The following is a 17,217-nucleotide window of genomic DNA, read 5'->3' as shown; positions in this document are numbered from 1 at the left end:
ACAGATCGCTGTATTTTGTCCGTTACTGCCCACAGACTCCGTTTCGCAGTGGACCAGGCCCATTGCAAGAACGAGCCTGCTCGTGAGAAGAACTCACCCTGCGCTGGAGACTTCCTTCGGCAACCGCTGATCAATGACTTGGTACAACGCGCTACTTTCAGGCCAGTTGCGCATGAACCGCGCGCGATCGCGGGCGTAGGCCGAGGCAAAACTGCCGACCGATGAGTGCTGACACATCGAGTCGAGGTCGATCAGCGCCCAGCTATCCGCCTGCCAGAACAGGTTATGCCCCTTGAAATCGCCATGACTGATGCGTTCGGCGATCAATCGGGCAAACAGTTGATCAAGCGCCAGCAACTCGGCTTCCGGTGCCTGGCCATTTTCCACGTACGGCGCAAAGCGCTCGATGATGTCCGGCCCGGGCAGGAATTCGGTGACCAGATAGGCACTGCGGCGCAGCCACAAAAAGCGTTTTTCCAGTACCGCCAGCGGTTTCGGCGTGGCGATGCCCAGGAACGCCAGGCGATTGCCTTCACGCCAGGAATGCCAGGCCCGGCTCGGGCGCCAGAAGCGTTTGAGCCAATGGGCGAAATTCTTGATGTTGTAGCGCTTGATAACCAGAGCCCGCCCGGCTATCTCGACTTTGCCAACGCTGGCCGCGCCGCCGGTCTTGTACAGGTGCCCCTGATCAAGCAAGGCGTCAGCCTGCTCAAGCACCGGCAGCATGGCCGCTTCTTCTTCACGGCGAACCGCGCGCAGGGCACATGCGCCGCGCTGCACCGCAAACAATGTGCAGTCTCGGCCGACCTTGTTCAGATAATCCCTGAGTCGCCAGTTGCGCACCTTGTCGATCTGTTTTTGCAACGCCTCCAGCGGCAACGCATGTTCGCTGTTGCTCAGCAGGTAATACACCAGCAGCTCTTCGGTGAACGGCTCGAGTGATTTCGGTAGCTGGGCGAAAAACACGCCGAGGTTTTCCAGCACTTTCTGCCGGGACAAGGGCTGCCCCGCCGTTTCCGCACGAACGCCGGCGCCATCGATCAGATACAGCTGACCGCCGTGGCGCAGCAGATTGTCCAGGTGCAGATCCTCCTGCCAGAGTCCTTTGCCATGCATCCGTCCGATAGCATCCAGTGCTTCGGCCAGTACGGCGGTCTGCTCGTCGGCCAGCGCCGGCAGCGACTCGACCTCGGCCCAGGCATCACCGAGACTTTTGGCGCCCTCAAGAAATTCGAACAGCAGCCAGCCACCCTCGCCGTCCTTCAGTCCATCGGCCAACAGCAGCGGCGTGGTCAGGTTTTGCGCAGCGAGCAGGCGCACACCGTCCAGCTCCCGCTGGAAATGCCGGGCGGCCTTGCTGCCGACCAATAACTTTGCCAGCACCGGCCGACCGCGCCAGACACCTGCGCCAACGTAACGCTGCCCGGGCAACACCCGCAGCAGACTGAGCAACTGCAGATCCGCCGCACCGGCGGCGTCCGCGAGGGTTACGGTCAGTGGCAGTGAAGGTGCGCGCCCGGAGCGGGCCAGCTCGGACAATTGCATCAACGAGTCTCCTTGTGACTGCGCCGCGCGGTCAGTCGGCTCAGCCAGCTGTCGAGCAGCGAGCTGTCAGTCGGCTGATCGAGATAAGCCGCGAGCAATTGGCGCAAGTCGGCCTCGCTCCACTGCGGCGCGCGACGTTGCAACGGTTCCAGATCCTTGACCCGATCACGCATGCCGAACAGCAGCGGACGGGTTTTCTCCAGATCGATCAGTTGCGCCTCATAGCCGTCGCCGGTGGCGCGCAGGAAAATATGCTTGGGATAGAAACAGCCATGCACCTGACGCGCGCCGTGCAGCCGCCGCGCCAGCAGACCGCAAGCCCTGAGGATGGCCGAATGTTGCGCGGCACTGAGCTGTGCCCAGCGCGCCAGCAACGAATCCAGGTCGCTCCAGCCATCCAGGGCGCGCGTAAGCAGAATGGCGCGTACTTCCCCAGCGACCTTGCGCTCACCGAAAAACGCCGCCTGCAACGCCGGAATGCCCAACTTGCGGTAACGGCTGATGTTGCGAAATTCGCGCGCAAAGCTCGGTTCGCCAAACGGCGCCTGCAAGGTCCGCGTCAGGTAATTGCTCTGGCGCTTGAGGTAATAGCCCTGGCCTTCAAGATCCAGGCGGAACACGCTGCTCCAGCCGCCACCGGCAGTGTTGGGCTCATCCACAGCTTCAAGCTGTTTGGCCCACAGTGCGTCGAAATTGCCGAGACCGTGGCGCTCCAGCAGTGCGCGGTCCTGTTCGGCAAGAAAATCAGTCATTCGCGCCCCTCAAAAAATCTCACCACGTGGCGAATCCGTTTCTTGTCGGCGACATCGAGCCGATCACACTGGCGATATTGCTTGTAGAAGCGCAGGCGCTGGGTGTTGGACAGGTGATATTTGGCCAGTTTGTCGAGACAGGCCAGATCCTTGGTGATCCGGTACTTGAGCCAGAAGCCGCGCCAGAATTCGCCGTTGGGGCAGTCGATGAGGAAGATGCGCGCCTGATCGTCGATCAACAGGTTGCGCCATTTCAAATCGTTATGCGTAAACCGATGGTCGTGCATGGTCCGGGTGTAACCGGCCAATTGCTGGCTGACACCGTCGACCCAGGCGCGATCCTTGAGCCTGGGATCCTTGCGCTCGGCCAGTGCCGAAAGGTCTTCGGTATTGGGCAGCTCACGGGTGATCATCGCACCCCGATCGTAGGCCGCGCCCCGCCGCTCCAGCCCCCAGGCCACCACCTCGGCAGTGGGGATGCCCCACTTGGCGAAGCGCTTGAGGTTCTGCCATTCCATTTTTACCCGCGGCTTGCCGAGGTAACGGCGCAGGCCCTTACCGGCGCCAACGTAGCGTTTGACGTAGTAATTGACGCCGTCGCGCTGCACGCGAACGACCTCCGACAGCGGGTCGCGGGTCAGGCGCTCGCCCTGCAACGCAAACACCGCTTCGAGGCTGCCGAAATCTTCGGCGAGGTCGCTGTACTGCGGTTCAAGTGTCCAGCCCGCCATCAGAGCGCATCCCCGTAACGCTGTTTACGCGCGTAGAGCTTGTCGGCCTTGCCTTGCAGCCAGCTCAGCAACGACGCCTCTTCTGCCAGAATCTGCCGCAGCGGTTGCTGGAAGTAGCCTTTGAGGAAACGCAGCTTGTCGCGGCGGGTCAGGCCGATGTCCAACGCGGAGAAGTACAGCGCTGCCAGATCCTTGTTGCGCCAGCGCTGAGTGATTTTCGCGCGGGTCTGGGCACGGTGCAGATCGATCACCGAGAGTTTGAAATCCTGCGGCGTGACCGGTTTGTCGGTGTGCAGCAGGAAGTGGCAGATATAGCAGTCGCGGTGATTGACCCCGGCGCGATGCATCATCCCGGTCATCCGCGCGACTTCGGCAATCAATGCGCGCTTGAGTGTTGGCTCCGGCGGCTGTTTGAGCCAATCGATGCTGAAGTCTTCAAGGCTGATGGTCGGCGCCAGTTCTTCGGTGACGATGAACGAATGCTGATCCGCCGGGTTGCTGCCCTTCTCGCCGTAGGCGACGGCGGTCATGGTCGGCACGCCGACTTCCTGCAGACGCTGGATGGCCTTCCACTCTTGCCCGGCGCCGAGCACGGGCAGCTTGGCGGTCAGCAGGTTCTTGAAGATTTCGCCCCAACCGATGCCACGGTGAATCTTGACGAAAAAACCATGGCCGTCGACTTCCGTGCGCAATGTCCGGCGCGCTTCCAGCTCGCGGTATACCTCGCCCTGCAAACCCTCGACTGCGGCGAACGGGTCGCGTCCGGCCCAAAGGCTTTTGAACGGTTCAGCCAGCATCAACTTCATTAAGCGTGCTCCGCCAGAATCACATCCGCCGCGTGCTGCGGCATGCTGTAGAGGTCGGCCGTCTCGGCGAAGGCCAGACCGTTGCGGCTCCAGGCCGCACGTGCAGCGTCGTTGCTCAACATCTCGGTCAGGTATCGGGTCAGTTGCGCCTGCTCGAACGGCTCGTCCAGCACGCGCCCGGCATCGGCCTCGGCAATGTAATGGGCGTAACCGCAGACCGCACTGACCAGCACCGGCAACCCGGCCACCAGCGCTTCAAGCAGCACGGTGCCGGTGTTTTCGTTGTAGGCCGGGTGAATCAACAGGTCAGCGCCGAGCAGGAAACGCGGGATATCGCTGCGTCCTTTGAGGAAGGTCACATTGTCGCCCAGGCCCAGCGTCGCACTCTGCATCTGGAACAATTTGGGGTCATCCTGGCCGATTACAAACAGGCGGGTGCGTTTGCGCAATTCGGCGGGCAGTGCGGCCAGTGCCTTGAGGCTGCGATCGACGCCCTTGGTCTTGAAGCCGGAACCGATCTGCACCAGCAGCAGCTCGTCGTCCTTGAGATCGAATTCGGCGCGAAAACCGGCGCGAATCTCATCGGCATTCGCCGGCCGCCGACGATCCTGGGCAATGCCCGGTGGCAGCAGGTGAAAGCGCTCGAGCGGCGTGTCGTAATGCTTGATGAACAGCGGTTGCTGCACTTCGGAAATCATCAGCACTTCGGTCTTCGCGTCCTTGGCGAACACCGCGCGCTCGTACTCGGCGAAGTGGCGATAGCGACCCCAGCGGCGATACAGCGAGTTGCGCAGGTTCTGCGCCTTGTCTTCGAAGCAGCCATCGGCGGCGTAATAGACGTCAAGGCCCGGCATCTTGTTGAAGCCGATCAGACGATCGACGGGACGCTTGGCCAGATCCGCGGCCATCCACGCGCTGAGTTTTTCGTTGCGACGGTGATTGAAGAACGCCTTGACCGGCGCCACCAGCACTTCGAAACCAGGCGGCACGTCGCCTTCCCAGATCAGCGTGTAGACGCGAATCTGGTGGCCGCGCTTCTGGCATTCAAGGGCGATGCGCATGAAATCGCGCTGCAAGCCGCCGAACGGGAAATATTTGTACAGGACGAATGCCAATTGCATCAGCGCAGCTCCTCAGCCATTAACAACGTGCTCAGTCGGCTGGCGACACGCTCGGGGTTCACACGCGTGAAGCACAAAGGCTGCTCGCGTTTCAGGTCAAACTGACGGGCATCCTGCTCGGTCGGTTGATAGGTACATTTTTTCTGCATGCAGGGCGCGCACGGGAAGTCGCTGGCCAGATGAATCTGCAGCTTGCCGTAGGCGCCGGTGAGGCCCGGGTTGGTCGGGCCGAACAACGAAATCGTCGGTACATCCAGCGCAGCGGCCAGATGGCCGAGCCCGGTGTCCACTGCCACGCAGGCTTGCGCGCCGGCGAGGACTTTGCCGACGCCGGCCAGATTGAGTTTCGGCAGCACTTCGGCGTGTTTGAAGCCGGCAGCGATGCGTTCGGCGCGGGCCTTTTCCTGCGGGTTGCCCCACGGCAGCTTCACGCCAACGCCGAGGTAGCCGACCCGCTCGGTCAGCTCGCGCCAGTAGATTTCCGGCCAGTGCTTGGTGTCCCAAGTGGTGCCGTGGAGGAACACAACATAGGCGTTCTTGCGTGGCAACTCGACCAGGCGCTCGACGTTGAGGCCGTAATCGCCGAGGCCTTTGGGCAAGTCGTAACCCAGAGCGATGGCGAATAACTGGCGTACGCGCTCGACGGCGTGCTGGCCTCGGGCGACAGCGAGTTTACGATCGTAGAAGCGCGCAGCCATCGGCTCGCGCGCGGAGGTTTTATCGAGGCCGGCCACCGGGGCTTTGACGTAGCGGGTCAGCCAGGCACTTTTCAGCAGGCCTTGCGCGTCGATCACCAGATCGTATTTATTGGCGCGCACGCTTTGCTTGAAGCGTTTCCACTCGCCGCTGGTGATGGTTTGCCACAGATTCTTGCGCCAGCGGCGGATCGCCACCGGTATCACTTTATCGACCGCCGGGTGCCAGCTCGGAATCTCGGCGAAACCCTCTTCCACCACCCAGTCGAACTTGATGCCCGGGATCGCCCGCGCGGCGTCGGTCAGCGCCGGCAACGCGTGAATCACGTCGCCCAGCGATGAAGTCTTGATCAGCAATACCCGCAAGTTAATGAACCTCGACCACGGAGCCCTGCAACTTCTGCAAGGCATCGTTGACCGCGTCCGGCATCAGCTGGCGCAGGCAGTTGTAATGGCCGAACCGGCAAGTTCGATCGAAGCACGGGCTGCATTCGATGCCCAGGCGCACGATCTCGACCTGCTCGGCCAGCGGCGGGGTGAAGCCCGGCGAGGTCGAGCCGTACACCGCGACCAGCGGACGATTCAATGCAGCAGCGACGTGCATCAGGCCGGAGTCATTGGACACAACGGAATCGGCGCAGGACAGCAGGTCAATGGCCTCGGCCAGCGAGGTACCACCGCTGAGGTTGACCGATTCTTCACGCAGCCCCGGGATCAGCCGGGCGCGAATGTCTTCGCCGACCGCGTGATCGTTTTTCGAGCCGAACAGCCACACCTGCCAGCCTTCGCGGATGCGCGCTTCGGCGACCTTGGCGTAGTGCTCGGACGGCCAGCGCTTGGATTCGCCGAACTCGGCGCCGGGGCACAGGGCCAGGACCGGGCGATCAAGGCTCAGGCCGAATTTGGCCAGTGCCGCTTCGCGGGTCACCGGGTCGATTTGCAGACTCGGGCGCGGGTACGGCTTCGGCAGCTCGGCGTTCGCTTCATAGGCCAGCGCCATGAAACGCTCGATCATCAGCGGGTAGCGTTCTTTGTCGAGGGTACGCACGTCATTGAGCAGGCCATAGCGAAACTCGCCGCGCCAACCGGTGCGTTTCGGGATGCCGGCGAAAAACGGCACCAGTGCCGATTTCAGCGAATTGGGCAGCAGGATCGCCTGATCGTACTGACCGCGCAGGGACTTGCCGATGCGCCGACGCGTCGACAGTTCCAGCGCGCCGTGGCCGAGCGGGAAGCTCAAGGCCTTGCGCACTTCGGGCATGCGTTCGAGGATCGGCCGGCTCCATTCAGGCGCCAGCACGTCGATTGCGCATTGCGGGTGGCGCTGTTTGAGACACTGAAACAGTGTCTGCGCCATCACCATGTCACCGACCCAACTGGGCCCAACGATCAGAATATTCATGTGGTTTCCAAAAACGAACCGGGGAGGCATTTACGCCTCCCCGCCTCGATAATTCTACAAACACTGTAGATCTACTGTGGGAGCGGGCTTGCCCGCGATGGGGTCTTCACATTCAACAGTATTGTCGTCTGATACTCCGCTATCGCTGGCAAGCCAGCTCCCACAGGGTTTTGCATCTGTTTCAACATCTGCATTTCAGCGCAGATTACTGTGGGAGCGAGCCTGCTCGCGAATGGGCCAGTACATTCAAAACAAATGCCGACTGACACTCCGCCTTCGCGAGCAGGCTCGCTCCCACCTTTTGAATCTCATTGTCTTCAATGGCGCTTTTTCAGCTTAGCCCCATCTCTTTCCATATCCGCAAAACCTGCCGGCGTTCGTCGGCAAACTGGTCGCCCGGTATCACCCCGGCGTCCTTCTGCAAGGCCTGCCGGTGGGCGGCGGAGCGGTAGGCCTTGTAGGCCTCGCGCAACAGACTGGCATCTTCGGCGGGCATCAGCCGTTCGTGTTCCAGCTCTTCCAGAATGCGGATGTTATCAGTCCAGCGCAGCAGCGGCGGATGGCTGTGCGACCACGCCAGGGCCGCGTATTGCACCATAAATTCAATATCGACGATACCTCCGGCGTCCTGCTTGAGGTCGAACGGCACGCCCCCGTCGAACGCATTCGCCGCCGTGCCGGCCGCGGTGCTGCGGGTGCCGAGGTTGTCGCGCATCTTCGCGCGCATCTCGCTGACTTCCTGTTGCAGTTTGGCCAGATCCCTAGGTTTGCCCAATACCTGCGCGCGGACTTTCTCGAAGGCCTGGCCAACATCCTGACTGCCCACCAGCACCCGCGCGCGCACCAAGGCCTGATGCTCCCAGGTCCATGCTTCGTTTTCCTGATAGCGCGCGAACGCGCCGAGGGAACTCACCAACAGCCCGGAAGCACCGGACGGCCGCAGGCGCATATCCACTTCATACAGCTGGCCGGAGTTGGTCTGCGCCGTGAGCAAATGAATGATCCGCTGCCCCAAACGCGTGAAGAACTGCGCGCCGTCGATTGATTTCGGCCCGTCGGTTTCCGCCTGCGGATCGCCGTCGTGGATGAACACCAGATCCAGATCCGAACCATGCCCCAATTCCAGGCCGCCGACTTTGCCATAACCGACAATGATGAAGCCGGGATCGCACAGCGTGCCGTCGGTGCGCAGCGGCGTGCCGTATTTGGCCACGGTCTGCCGCCAGGCCAGGGCCAGCACTTGTTCGAGAATCGCCTCGGCCAGCCAGGTCAGGTAATCGCTGACTTTCATCAACGGCAGGCTGCCGGCGATTTCCGACGCGGCGACGCGCAAGCGGTGCGCCAGTTTGAAATGGCGCAGGGCTTCCATCTGTTGCTCGAGGTCGTCCTCGGGAATTCGTGTCAGCCGCTCGCGCAACTCGGCCGCCAGTTCCGGCGCCAGCGGCGGCTTGAACAGCCGGCCTTCGTTGAGCAATTCGTCGAGCAGCAGCGGGAAGCGCGTGATCTGCTCGGCAATCCACGGGCTCGCCGCACACAAGGTCAGCAGGCGGCGTAGCGCACCGGGGTTTTCCGTGAGCAACACCAGATACGCCGAACGCCGCGCCACCGCTTCCACCAGTGGCAGCACGCGCTCGAGCACCAGATCGGGATTGTCATGCTCCACCGCTTGCGCAAGCAGTCGCGGAATAAAAGCATCGAGACGCTCGCGCCCCAGCCGCTGCATCGCGCGCAATTGCGGACTGCCGCGCAAACCGGCCAGCGCCTTCAGGGCCTTGCCGGCATCGACGAAACCGCCCTCCTGCAACTGTCGGCAAGCGGCCTCTTCGTCCTGTTCTTCCTCCCACAGCGGCAGCCACTCACCACCGACTACCACTTCGCTTTCGCTGCCCTCTTCTTCGTCGGGATCGGCGATCACCTGGGCGAAATGCCAGGCCACGCGCCCGCGCCAGTACATCAGCTGTTCGTGGAACGCCGACCAATCGGCGAAGCCCAGCATGAAGGCGATCCGCGCTTGATCCTGGGCGCTGTCCGGCAGCATCTGCGTCTGGCGGTCGGCAATCGCTTGAATGGCATGTTCGGTGTAACGCAGAAACTCGTAACCCTCGCGCAATTCGCTGACCACCGCCGGCGGCAGATAGCCCTGCCCTTCCAGCGTGCTCAGCACCTTTAATAGAGGACGCTGTTGCAGGCTCAGGTCGCGGCCACCGTGGATCAGCTGAAAGGCCTGAGCGATGAATTCGACTTCGCGGATGCCGCCGGAGCCGAGCTTGATGTTGTCGGCCATGCCCTTGCGCCGCACTTCCTGCTGGATCAACTGCTTCATGGTGCGCAGCGCTTCGATCGCCGAGAAGTCCAGATAGCGCCGATAAACGAACGGCCGCAGCATATCGAGCAACTGCGCGCCGGCGACCTGATCGCCAGCCACCACCCGCGCCTTGATCATCGCGTAGCGTTCCCAGTCGCGGCCCTGATCCTGGTAATACTGCTCCAGCGCGTTGAAGCTCAGCACCAGCGCGCCGGACGATCCGTATGGACGCAGGCGCATGTCGACGCGGAAAACAAAACCGTCGACGGTCATCGGATCTAGCGCCTTGATCAGACGCTGGCCGAGGCGGATGAAGAACTCCTGATTATCCAGCGAGCGTTTCACGCCGACGGTTTCGCCGCCCTCGGGGTAGGCGAAGATCAGGTCGATGTCGGAAGACAGATTCAGCTCGACCGCGCCGAGCTTGCCCATGCCGAGGATGACCATCTGCTGCGGCTCACCGCTGCGCCGCCCGGTCGGCGTGCCGAATTGCTCGCAATGGCGGCTGTACAGCCATTGATAAGCCTGATCGATGGTGGCATCGGCCATGTCCGAAAGGTCACGGCAGGTCTGCACCAGATCGGCCTGACGGGTCAGGTCGCGCCAGATGATCCGCACCTGATGCCGAGCACGCTGGCGGCGCAGGGCACGGCCGAGCTCGTCTTCGTTCTGCACGGTGTTCACAGCGGCGGCGATCTGTGCGCACAGTTCGCCGGGCGCGAACGCCCGATCAAGTTCGCCGGACGCCACCAGCGACAGCAACATCAAAGGGTCACGAATGCTCTGTTCAATAACAAACTCGCTCGCGGCGGTAACGCGGGCGAACTGCACCCAGCGTTCAGGCGACCAATTCGACAAGCCATGATCGTCCTCAAGGGCGGCGACGGACGTACGGAACGACTGCTCGGATCGGCTGACCAACGGCAGGAGAATGGCGGGCAGATCGGCAAGCACGGGCAGGGTCATGGTCTATCCTTGATCGGCGTAATAAGGGCCGCTTGTAGTGAATGATGAAAACCCGCTACGTGAAGGACTGTCGAACAAAAGTTAGAAATAGCTGAAATTTCTTCTTCTTTGGCATCCAGCATCAAACTTTCACCTTATTCGGATGGAAATCGACCCGCCTTAACGATTATTCTCACAACGCAGTCGGAGGCCACAAGCCTTTCATCTGTAGTTTTACTACTCGTCTATACATTCGAAAGGCTGAAATGCCGGAAGATTTGTAGTAAAACTACACGCCGCCGGAACAACCTGTCGGCAATCCAAGAATTTTAAATCGTCTGCCCACAAGGCCAGTCGCAAACTCAGGCAACCGATTCTGGAAGCCTTTCCGCCCTGGAGCAAGCCATGCAAGACCTCGATCCCGTCGAAACCCAGGAATGGCTGGACGCCCTGGAATCGGTTCTCGACAAAGAAGGCGAAGACCGTGCTCACTATCTGATGACCCGTATGGGCGAACTCGCGACCCGCAGCGGCTCGCAGCTCCCTTACGCGATCACCACGCCTTACCGCAACACGATCCCCGTTACCCACGAAGCACGCATGCCTGGCGACCTGTTCATGGAACGCCGCATTCGCTCGCTGGTACGCTGGAACGCGATGGCCATGGTAATGCGCACGAACCTGCGAGATTCGGACCTGGGTGGTCACATCTCCAGCTTCGCTTCCAGTGCGACCCTGTATGACATCGGCTTCAACTATTTCTTCCAGGCCCCGACCGACGAACACGGCGGCGACCTGATCTACTTCCAGGGCCACACCTCGCCAGGCGTTTACGCCCGTGCATTCATGGAAGGCCGCATCACCGAAGACCAGATGAACAACTTCCGTCAGGAAGTCGATGGTCAAGGCCTGTCGTCCTATCCGCACCCTTGGCTGATGCCTGACTTCTGGCAGTTCCCGACCGTATCGATGGGTCTGGGTCCGATCCAGGCGATCTACCAGGCGCGCTTCATGAAGTACCTGGAACACCGCGGTTTCATCCAGCCGGGCAAACAGAAAGTCTGGTGCTTCCTGGGCGACGGCGAGTGCGACGAGCCGGAATCCCTGGGCGCGATCTCCCTGGCCGGCCGCGAGAAGCTGGACAACCTGATCTTCGTCATCAACTGCAACCTGCAGCGCCTCGACGGCCCGGTTCGCGGCAACGGCAAGATCATCCAGGAACTCGAAGGCGTGTTCCGCGGCGCTCAGTGGAACGTGACCAAAGTCATCTGGGGCCGTTTCTGGGACCCGCTGCTGGCCAAGGATGTCGACGGCATCCTGCAACGTCGCATGGACGAAGTCATCGACGGCGAGTACCAGAACTACAAAGCCAAAGACGGCGCGTTCGTTCGCGAGCACTTCTTCAACACGCCTGAACTCAAGGCGATGGTTGCCGATCTGTCCGACGACGAGATCTGGAAACTCAACCGTGGCGGCCACGACCCGTACAAGGTCTACGCGGCGTACCACGAAGCGGTCAACCACAAGGAACAACCGACCGTCATCCTCGCCAAGACCATCAAGGGTTATGGCACCGGTGCCGGCGAAGCGAAGAACACCGCGCACAACACCAAGAAGGTCGACGTCGACAGCCTGAAGCTGTTCCGCGACCGCTTCGACATCCCGGTCAAGGACGAAGAACTGGAGCATCTGCCGTTCTTCAAGCCAGAGCCAAACAGCGCCGAAGCCCGCTACCTCGCCGAGCGCCGTGCCGCACTGGGCGGTTTCGTGCCGCAGCGCCGTGCGCAGAGCTTCAGCGTACCGACCCCGGATCTGGACACCCTCAAAGCCATCCTCGATGGCTCGGGCGACCGTGAAATTTCCACCACCATGGCTTTCGTGCGGATCCTCGCGCAACTGGTCAAGGACAAGGAAATCGGCCCGCGCATCGTTCCGATCATCCCGGACGAAGCCCGTACCTTCGGTATGGAAGGCATGTTCCGTCAGCTGGGTATCTACTCCTCCGTCGGCCAACTCTACGAGCCAGTCGATAAAGACCAGGTGATGTTCTACAAGGAAGACCAGAAAGGTCAGATCCTTGAGGAAGGCATCAACGAAGCAGGCGCCATGAGCTCGTTCATCGCTGCCGGTACTTCGTACTCCAGCCACAACCAGCCGATGCTGCCGTTCTACATCTTCTACTCGATGTTCGGCTTCCAGCGCATCGGCGATCTGGCCTGGGCTGCCGGCGACAGCCGTACCCGTGGCTTCCTGATCGGGGGCACCGCTGGCCGTACCACCCTGAACGGTGAAGGTCTGCAGCACGAAGACGGTCACAGCCACTTGCTGGCCGCGACTATCCCGAACTGCCGCACCTACGATCCGACCTACGGCTACGAGCTGGCGGTGATCATTCAGGACGGCATGAAGAAGATGACCGAAGAGCAACAGGACATCTTCTACTACATCACCGTGATGAACGAGTCGTACCAGCAGCCAGCCATGCCGGCCGGTGCCGAAGAAGGCATCAAGAAAGGCATGTACCTGCTTGAGGAAGACACTCGCGATGCGGCGCACCACGTTCAGCTGATGGGCTCCGGCACCATCCTGCGCGAAGTGCGTGAAGCGGCGAAGATCCTGCGTGAAGAGTTCAACATCGGCGCTGACGTGTGGAGCGTTACCAGCTTCAACGAACTGCGTCGCGACGGCCTCGCTGTAGAGCGCAGCAACCGTCTCAAGCCTGGCCAGAAGCCTAAGCTGAGCTACGTCGAAGAGTGCCTGAACGGCCGTAAAGGTCCGGTCATTGCTTCTACCGACTACATGAAGCTGTTCGCCGAGCAGATCCGTCAGTGGGTACCGTCCAAGGAATTCAAAGTCCTGGGCACCGACGGTTTCGGCCGCAGCGACAGCCGCAAGAAACTGCGTCATTTCTTCGAAGTCGACCGTCATTTCGTGGTGTTGGCAGCCCTGGAAGCACTGGCTGACCGTGGTGATATCGAACCTAAGGTTGTGGCCGAAGCCATCGCCAAGTTCGGCATCGACCCGGAAAAACGCAACCCACTGGACTGCTGAGGAGACATTTTGTGAGCGAACTCATTCGCGTACCTGACATCGGCAGCGGTGAAGGTGAAGTAATTGAACTGTTTGTGAAGGTCGGCGACCGCATCGAAGCCGACCAGAGCATCCTGACCCTGGAATCGGACAAGGCCAGCATGGAAGTGCCGGCCCCGAAAGCCGGCGTCATCAAGAGCCTGAAAGTAAAGCTGGGCGACCGTCTGAAAGAAGGCGACGAACTGCTTGAGCTGGAAGTCGAGGGCGCCGCTGAAGCGGCCCCTGCACCTGCCGCCGCACCTGCTGCGAAAGCCGAGGAGAAACCGGCTGCCGCCCCTGCTGCTGCCGCTCCTGCCGCTGCTCCTGCTGCTGCCTCGGTACAGCAAGTGCACGTGCCGGACATCGGTTCGTCGGGCAAGGCGCAGATCATCGAGATTCAGGTCAAGGTCGGCGACAGCGTCGAAGCTGATCAATCGCTGATCACCCTGGAATCCGACAAGGCCAGCATGGAAATCCCGTCGCCTGCCGCTGGCGTGGTCAAGGCCATCAGCGTCAAGCTCAACGACGAAGTCGGCACTGGCGACCTGATTCTGGATCTGGAAGTGGCGGGTGCTGCGGCCCCTGCTGCTGCCGCTCCGGCTCAGGCTGCTGCGCCTGCTGTTGCCGCTGCGCCAGCCCCGGCGGCGGCTCCGGTGGCACCGGCCGCTGACACTGTTCAGGACATCCATGTCCCGGACATCGGTTCGGCTGGCAAAGCCAAGATCATCGAAGTGCTGGTCAAGGCGGGCGACACGGTCGAAGCCGACCAGTCGCTGATCACTCTGGAATCCGACAAGGCGAGCATGGAAATTCCATCGCCTGCCGCTGGCGTGGTCGAAAGCGTTTCGATCAAGCTGGATGACGAAGTCGGTACCGGCGACCTGATCCTCAAGCTGAAAGTCAAAGGCGCGGCACCTGCTGCTGCCCCGGCTGCGGCTGCTGCACCGAGCGCTCCGGCACCTGCCGCTGCTGCTCCGGCTGCCGCTGCACCTGCTGCCGCTCCAGCCGCCGCACCGGCCAAGCCGGGCGCGAAAGTGCATGCTGGCCCTGCCGTGCGTCAACTGGCTCGTGAGTTCGGCGTCGAGCTGAGCGCCGTTGGCGCCAGCGGTCCGCACGGTCGCATCCTCAAGGAAGACGTGCAGGTTTACGTCAAGGCGATGATGCAGAAGGCCAAGGAAGCACCGGCCGCTGCTGGCGGCGCTACCGGTGGCGCGGGCATCCCGCCGATCCCGGTGGTCGATTTCAGCCGTTTCGGCGAAATCGAAGAAGTGCCGATGACCCGCCTGATGCAGGTCGGCGCTGCCAACCTGCACCGCAGCTGGCTGAACGTGCCACACGTGACGCAATTCGACTCGGCGGACATCACCGAGCTGGAAACCTTCCGTGTTGCGCAGAAAGCCGTGGCCGAGAAGGCTGGCGTCAAGCTGACCATCCTGCCGCTGCTGCTCAAGACCTGCGCGCACCTGCTCAAGGAGCTGCCGGACTTCAACAGTTCGCTGGCACCAAGCGGCAAGGCGATCATCCGCAAGAAATACGTGAACATCGGCTTCGCCGTCGACACTCCGGATGGCCTGCTGGTGCCGGTGATCAAGAACGTCGATCAGAAGAGCCTGCTGCAACTGGCAGCCGAAGCGGCTTCGCTGGCTGAAAAAGCCCGCACCAAGAAGCTGTCCTCGGACGAGATGCAGGGCGCCTGCTTCACCATTTCCAGCCTCGGCCACATTGGCGGCACCGGCTTCACGCCGATCGTCAACGCGCCGGAAGTGGCGATCCTCGGTGTGTCCAAGGCAACCATCCAGCCAGTCTGGGACGGCAAAGCCTTCCAGCCGAAGCTGATGCTGCCACTGTCGCTGTCCTATGATCACCGTGTGATCAACGGCGCTGCAGCTGCACGCTTCACTCAGCGTCTGGGCAGTCTGTTGGGCGACATCCGCACCATCCTGCTGTAACTCAAACGGCCCTCCGGCAACGGGGGGCCGCTTGCTGCACCCTTTCGAGCGCCACACGCTCGTACCTCAACCCCGCCAGTCTGGCGGGGCTTTTTTTTGCCTGAATGAAATCGGCGGGCGTCTTTTTCCCACAACTATCGCTGACATCGGCCACAAACCCTGTCCACTTAGCGCCAATATTTTCCGCCGCTCGGCAACTAACCTCTGCTCTGGAAAGTTGCTTCAACGCGCTCCGATTATTTAACTCTTACTTCTCTGACTTTCGAACGGAATCGATCATGTTCAAACCGACCATAGGCCCCATTGTGGGCCACACCACAACTAACGAAGTGCGAATTTTCATTCGCGGTGAACAGCAGGACAGAAAACGTGTATTTGCCGGAGTCCGCGCCCGTAAAAGCGGTGCGGAGAAATGGTCGAACAGCGTATTTGCACTTTTGAATCCAGCCAATGATATGTCGGGTGTGCTCGTATTACAGGATCTGGATGCCGATTGTGAATATGAATACCAGGCTGGCTGGTTAAGCCCGATGAATCCAGTGCACACCGTCGACACCGTGGTGGAGTTTCCACTGCAATGGCCACGGCAGCTCTATCGCTTTCGCACCCGCACTGCGCAAGCGAGGCAGCCTCGAGGCTTTATTGTCGGTTCTTGCCGTTATCTGCGGATCACCGCTGGCATCGCCTCCTTGCCGCAGCTGGGCGACCGCATCTTTGGCTCGATCAATCAGCTCGTCGAGCAAAGTCATTTACCGGTCAGTGCGGTGATCATGACCGGCGATCAAGTTTATGTAGATGACTTGAATATCATTGCACCGGATCGCGCAGCCAAGGACATTCTGAAAAAGTACCGAACGGCATTCTCGCAACCGAATATTCAAAGACTGATGTCCAATACATCGACTTACATGATGCTCGACGATCATGAAATCGAAGATAACTGGCCCGCCAATGCCAAAGCAGCAGACAAGGACTTGTATCGCAATGCCATGGCCGCTTATGAACTTTATCAAGCCAGCCACAGCCCGGTTTACGCATGTAATGGCAAGGGCCAGCTAGACCGGAATACCTTGAAGCATTACTGGTATCAGTTCGGCGACAGCGATATCGCCTGGTTCGTCACCGACAGTCGCACCCGGCGCAACCTGTCGAAGGATGACCGGCGCATTCTCGACGCTGAGCAGGAACAGGCGTTGCTTGACTGGCTGATCCACAGCCCGGCACGGGTGAAGTTCGTGGTGACCAGCGTGATGTTCTATCCCGATCGCAAGTTCAACGGTGACGATGCCTGGAAAGCCTTTCCCGAACAGCGCCTGCGCCTGCTGGAAACCATTCGCACCCATCGGATCAAGAACGTGGTGTTCGTTTCCGGCGACGTTCATGGTTCTCTGACCAGTCGCCTGTCTCACAGCGAGGACGCCGGATTCGAAGTGCACACCATCGTGTCCTCGCCGCTGCACAACAGCAAATTGCTGCCGTATGCCAGAGCCTCGACATTCATCCTCAATCAACCGCTGGTGCGCACGGCGGCCGGGGATTATCGGCACGAGCTGACCAGTGCCGTAGTGAGTCAGGACAATTTTGCTCATGTGGTCGTTGAGGCTGATCAGATATTGGTCAATTACCATGACCGCGATGGCAAGCAGCTGCAGTCGATCAGTATGAAATTGCGTTGAAACACCCAAAGATCGCAGCCTTCGGCAGCTCCTACATGGCTACGTGGCGCCTGCAAGAGTTGTTCAAGGCTGCGATCTTCTGCTCATTTCAGTTGTGCACTGGAGAAATGTTCACTGCAGCCGACATATTCTTATAGCACTTGGCCTTCATCTCTCTTGTCAGTCGGTGCCGCAATGATGCAACCTTGCCGCAGCCAACAGACAAGAGGGCGAGAGCCCGG

12 protein-coding genes are annotated in these 17,217 nt (G+C 60.8%); 3 read left to right on the top strand and 9 right to left on the bottom strand.

Annotated elements, in window-relative coordinates:
* Positions 1 to 93 precede the first annotated feature (93 nt).
* From D6877_RS22615 to D6877_RS30190, 9 genes are all read right to left on the bottom strand, one after another.
* Positions 94 to 1,545: a lipopolysaccharide kinase InaA family protein gene (locus tag D6877_RS22615; protein ID WP_130912169.1), complete on the bottom strand. Its 1,452-nt coding sequence runs from the start codon at positions 1,543 to 1,545 to the stop codon at positions 94 to 96.
* Entirely contained in the window at positions 1,545 to 2,297 is a 753-nt protein-coding gene (locus tag D6877_RS22610; protein ID WP_130912168.1) for a lipopolysaccharide kinase InaA family protein, read from the bottom strand. The genes D6877_RS22615 and D6877_RS22610 overlap by 1 nt, the downstream gene beginning before the upstream one ends.
* Complete coding sequence (locus D6877_RS22605; protein ID WP_122881208.1) at positions 2,294 to 3,028, bottom strand: lipopolysaccharide kinase InaA family protein; 735 nt, start codon at positions 3,026 to 3,028, stop codon at positions 2,294 to 2,296. The genes D6877_RS22610 and D6877_RS22605 overlap by 4 nt, the downstream gene beginning before the upstream one ends.
* The gene (rfaP, locus tag D6877_RS22600) at positions 3,028 to 3,834 is read right to left on the bottom strand and encodes a lipopolysaccharide core heptose(I) kinase RfaP (protein WP_130912167.1); all 807 of its coding nucleotides are present in this window, start codon (positions 3,832 to 3,834) and stop codon (positions 3,028 to 3,030) included. Before rfaP ends, D6877_RS22605 begins: the two co-directional genes overlap by 1 nt.
* Positions 3,834 to 4,955, bottom strand: a complete 1,122-nt coding sequence (locus D6877_RS22595) for a glycosyltransferase family 4 protein (protein ID WP_130912166.1) — start codon at positions 4,953 to 4,955, stop codon at positions 3,834 to 3,836. The genes rfaP and D6877_RS22595 overlap by 1 nt, the downstream gene beginning before the upstream one ends.
* Positions 4,955 to 6,016 carry a lipopolysaccharide heptosyltransferase RfaC gene (rfaC, locus tag D6877_RS22590; protein ID WP_130912165.1) on the bottom strand — a complete coding sequence of 354 codons (1,062 nt, stop codon included), beginning with the start codon at positions 6,014 to 6,016 and terminating at the stop codon, positions 4,955 to 4,957. The genes D6877_RS22595 and rfaC overlap by 1 nt, the downstream gene beginning before the upstream one ends.
* A 1-nt stretch (position 6,017) precedes the next feature.
* On the bottom strand, positions 6,018 to 7,052 hold the full coding sequence (gene waaF, locus D6877_RS22585; RefSeq protein ID WP_130912164.1) for a lipopolysaccharide heptosyltransferase II: 1,035 nt from the start codon (positions 7,050 to 7,052) through the stop codon (positions 6,018 to 6,020).
* A gap of 331 nt (positions 7,053 to 7,383) precedes the next feature.
* The gene (gene glnE / locus D6877_RS22575; RefSeq protein ID WP_130912163.1) at positions 7,384 to 10,323 is read right to left on the bottom strand and encodes a bifunctional [glutamate--ammonia ligase]-adenylyl-L-tyrosine phosphorylase/[glutamate--ammonia-ligase] adenylyltransferase; all 2,940 of its coding nucleotides are present in this window, start codon (positions 10,321 to 10,323) and stop codon (positions 7,384 to 7,386) included.
* Positions 10,320 to 10,445 (bottom strand): hypothetical protein, encoded by a 126-nt coding sequence (locus D6877_RS30190; protein ID WP_256584330.1) that lies wholly within the window; start codon positions 10,443 to 10,445, stop codon positions 10,320 to 10,322. Before D6877_RS30190 ends, glnE begins: the two co-directional genes overlap by 4 nt.
* Before the next feature lie 262 nt (positions 10,446 to 10,707).
* On the opposite strand from D6877_RS30190, the gene aceE reads away from it, so the two are divergent.
* The 3 genes from aceE (at position 10,708) to D6877_RS22560 (ending at position 16,996) form a co-directional block, all read left to right on the top strand.
* The gene (gene aceE / locus D6877_RS22570) at positions 10,708 to 13,353 is read left to right on the top strand and encodes a pyruvate dehydrogenase (acetyl-transferring), homodimeric type (RefSeq protein ID WP_130912162.1); all 2,646 of its coding nucleotides are present in this window, start codon (positions 10,708 to 10,710) and stop codon (positions 13,351 to 13,353) included.
* 11 nt (positions 13,354 to 13,364) lie between these two features.
* Positions 13,365 to 15,320, top strand: a complete 1,956-nt coding sequence (aceF, locus tag D6877_RS22565) for a dihydrolipoyllysine-residue acetyltransferase (RefSeq protein ID WP_130912161.1) — start codon at positions 13,365 to 13,367, stop codon at positions 15,318 to 15,320.
* Positions 15,321 to 15,598: 278 nt separating this feature from the next.
* Positions 15,599 to 16,996 (top strand): alkaline phosphatase D family protein, encoded by a 1,398-nt coding sequence (locus D6877_RS22560; protein ID WP_130912160.1) that lies wholly within the window; start codon positions 15,599 to 15,601, stop codon positions 16,994 to 16,996.
* Positions 16,997 to 17,217: the final 221 nt, after the last annotated feature.

This window comes from Pseudomonas sp. Sample_9 (assembly GCF_004307535.1).
Lineage (GTDB): Bacteria > Pseudomonadota > Gammaproteobacteria > Pseudomonadales > Pseudomonadaceae > Aquipseudomonas > Aquipseudomonas mercuritolerans.
This window is presented reverse-complemented; position numbering and strand designations above follow the sequence as displayed.

Excerpts from the sequence above, each read along its gene's own strand:
- D6877_RS22615 (WP_130912169.1), bottom strand. The coding sequence starts at position 1,545 with ATGCAATTGTCCGAGCTGGCCCGCTCCGGGCGCGCACCTTCACTGCCA.
- D6877_RS22610 (WP_130912168.1), bottom strand. The coding sequence starts at position 2,297 with ATGACTGATTTTCTTGCCGAACAGGACCGCGCACTGCTGGAGCGCCAC.
- D6877_RS22605 (WP_122881208.1), bottom strand. The coding sequence starts at position 3,028 with ATGGCGGGCTGGACACTTGAACCGCAGTACAGCGACCTCGCCGAAGAT.
- rfaP (WP_130912167.1), bottom strand. The coding sequence starts at position 3,834 with ATGAAGTTGATGCTGGCTGAACCGTTCAAAAGCCTTTGGGCCGGACGC.
- D6877_RS22595 (WP_130912166.1), bottom strand. The coding sequence starts at position 4,955 with ATGCAATTGGCATTCGTCCTGTACAAATATTTCCCGTTCGGCGGCTTG.
- waaF (WP_130912164.1), bottom strand. The coding sequence starts at position 7,052 with ATGAATATTCTGATCGTTGGGCCCAGTTGGGTCGGTGACATGGTGATG.
- glnE (WP_130912163.1), bottom strand. The coding sequence starts at position 10,323 with ATGACCCTGCCCGTGCTTGCCGATCTGCCCGCCATTCTCCTGCCGTTG.
- D6877_RS30190 (WP_256584330.1), bottom strand. The coding sequence starts at position 10,445 with ATGCTGGATGCCAAAGAAGAAGAAATTTCAGCTATTTCTAACTTTTGT.
- aceE (WP_130912162.1), top strand. The coding sequence starts at position 10,708 with ATGCAAGACCTCGATCCCGTCGAAACCCAGGAATGGCTGGACGCCCTG.
- D6877_RS22560 (WP_130912160.1), top strand. The coding sequence starts at position 15,599 with ATGTTCAAACCGACCATAGGCCCCATTGTGGGCCACACCACAACTAAC.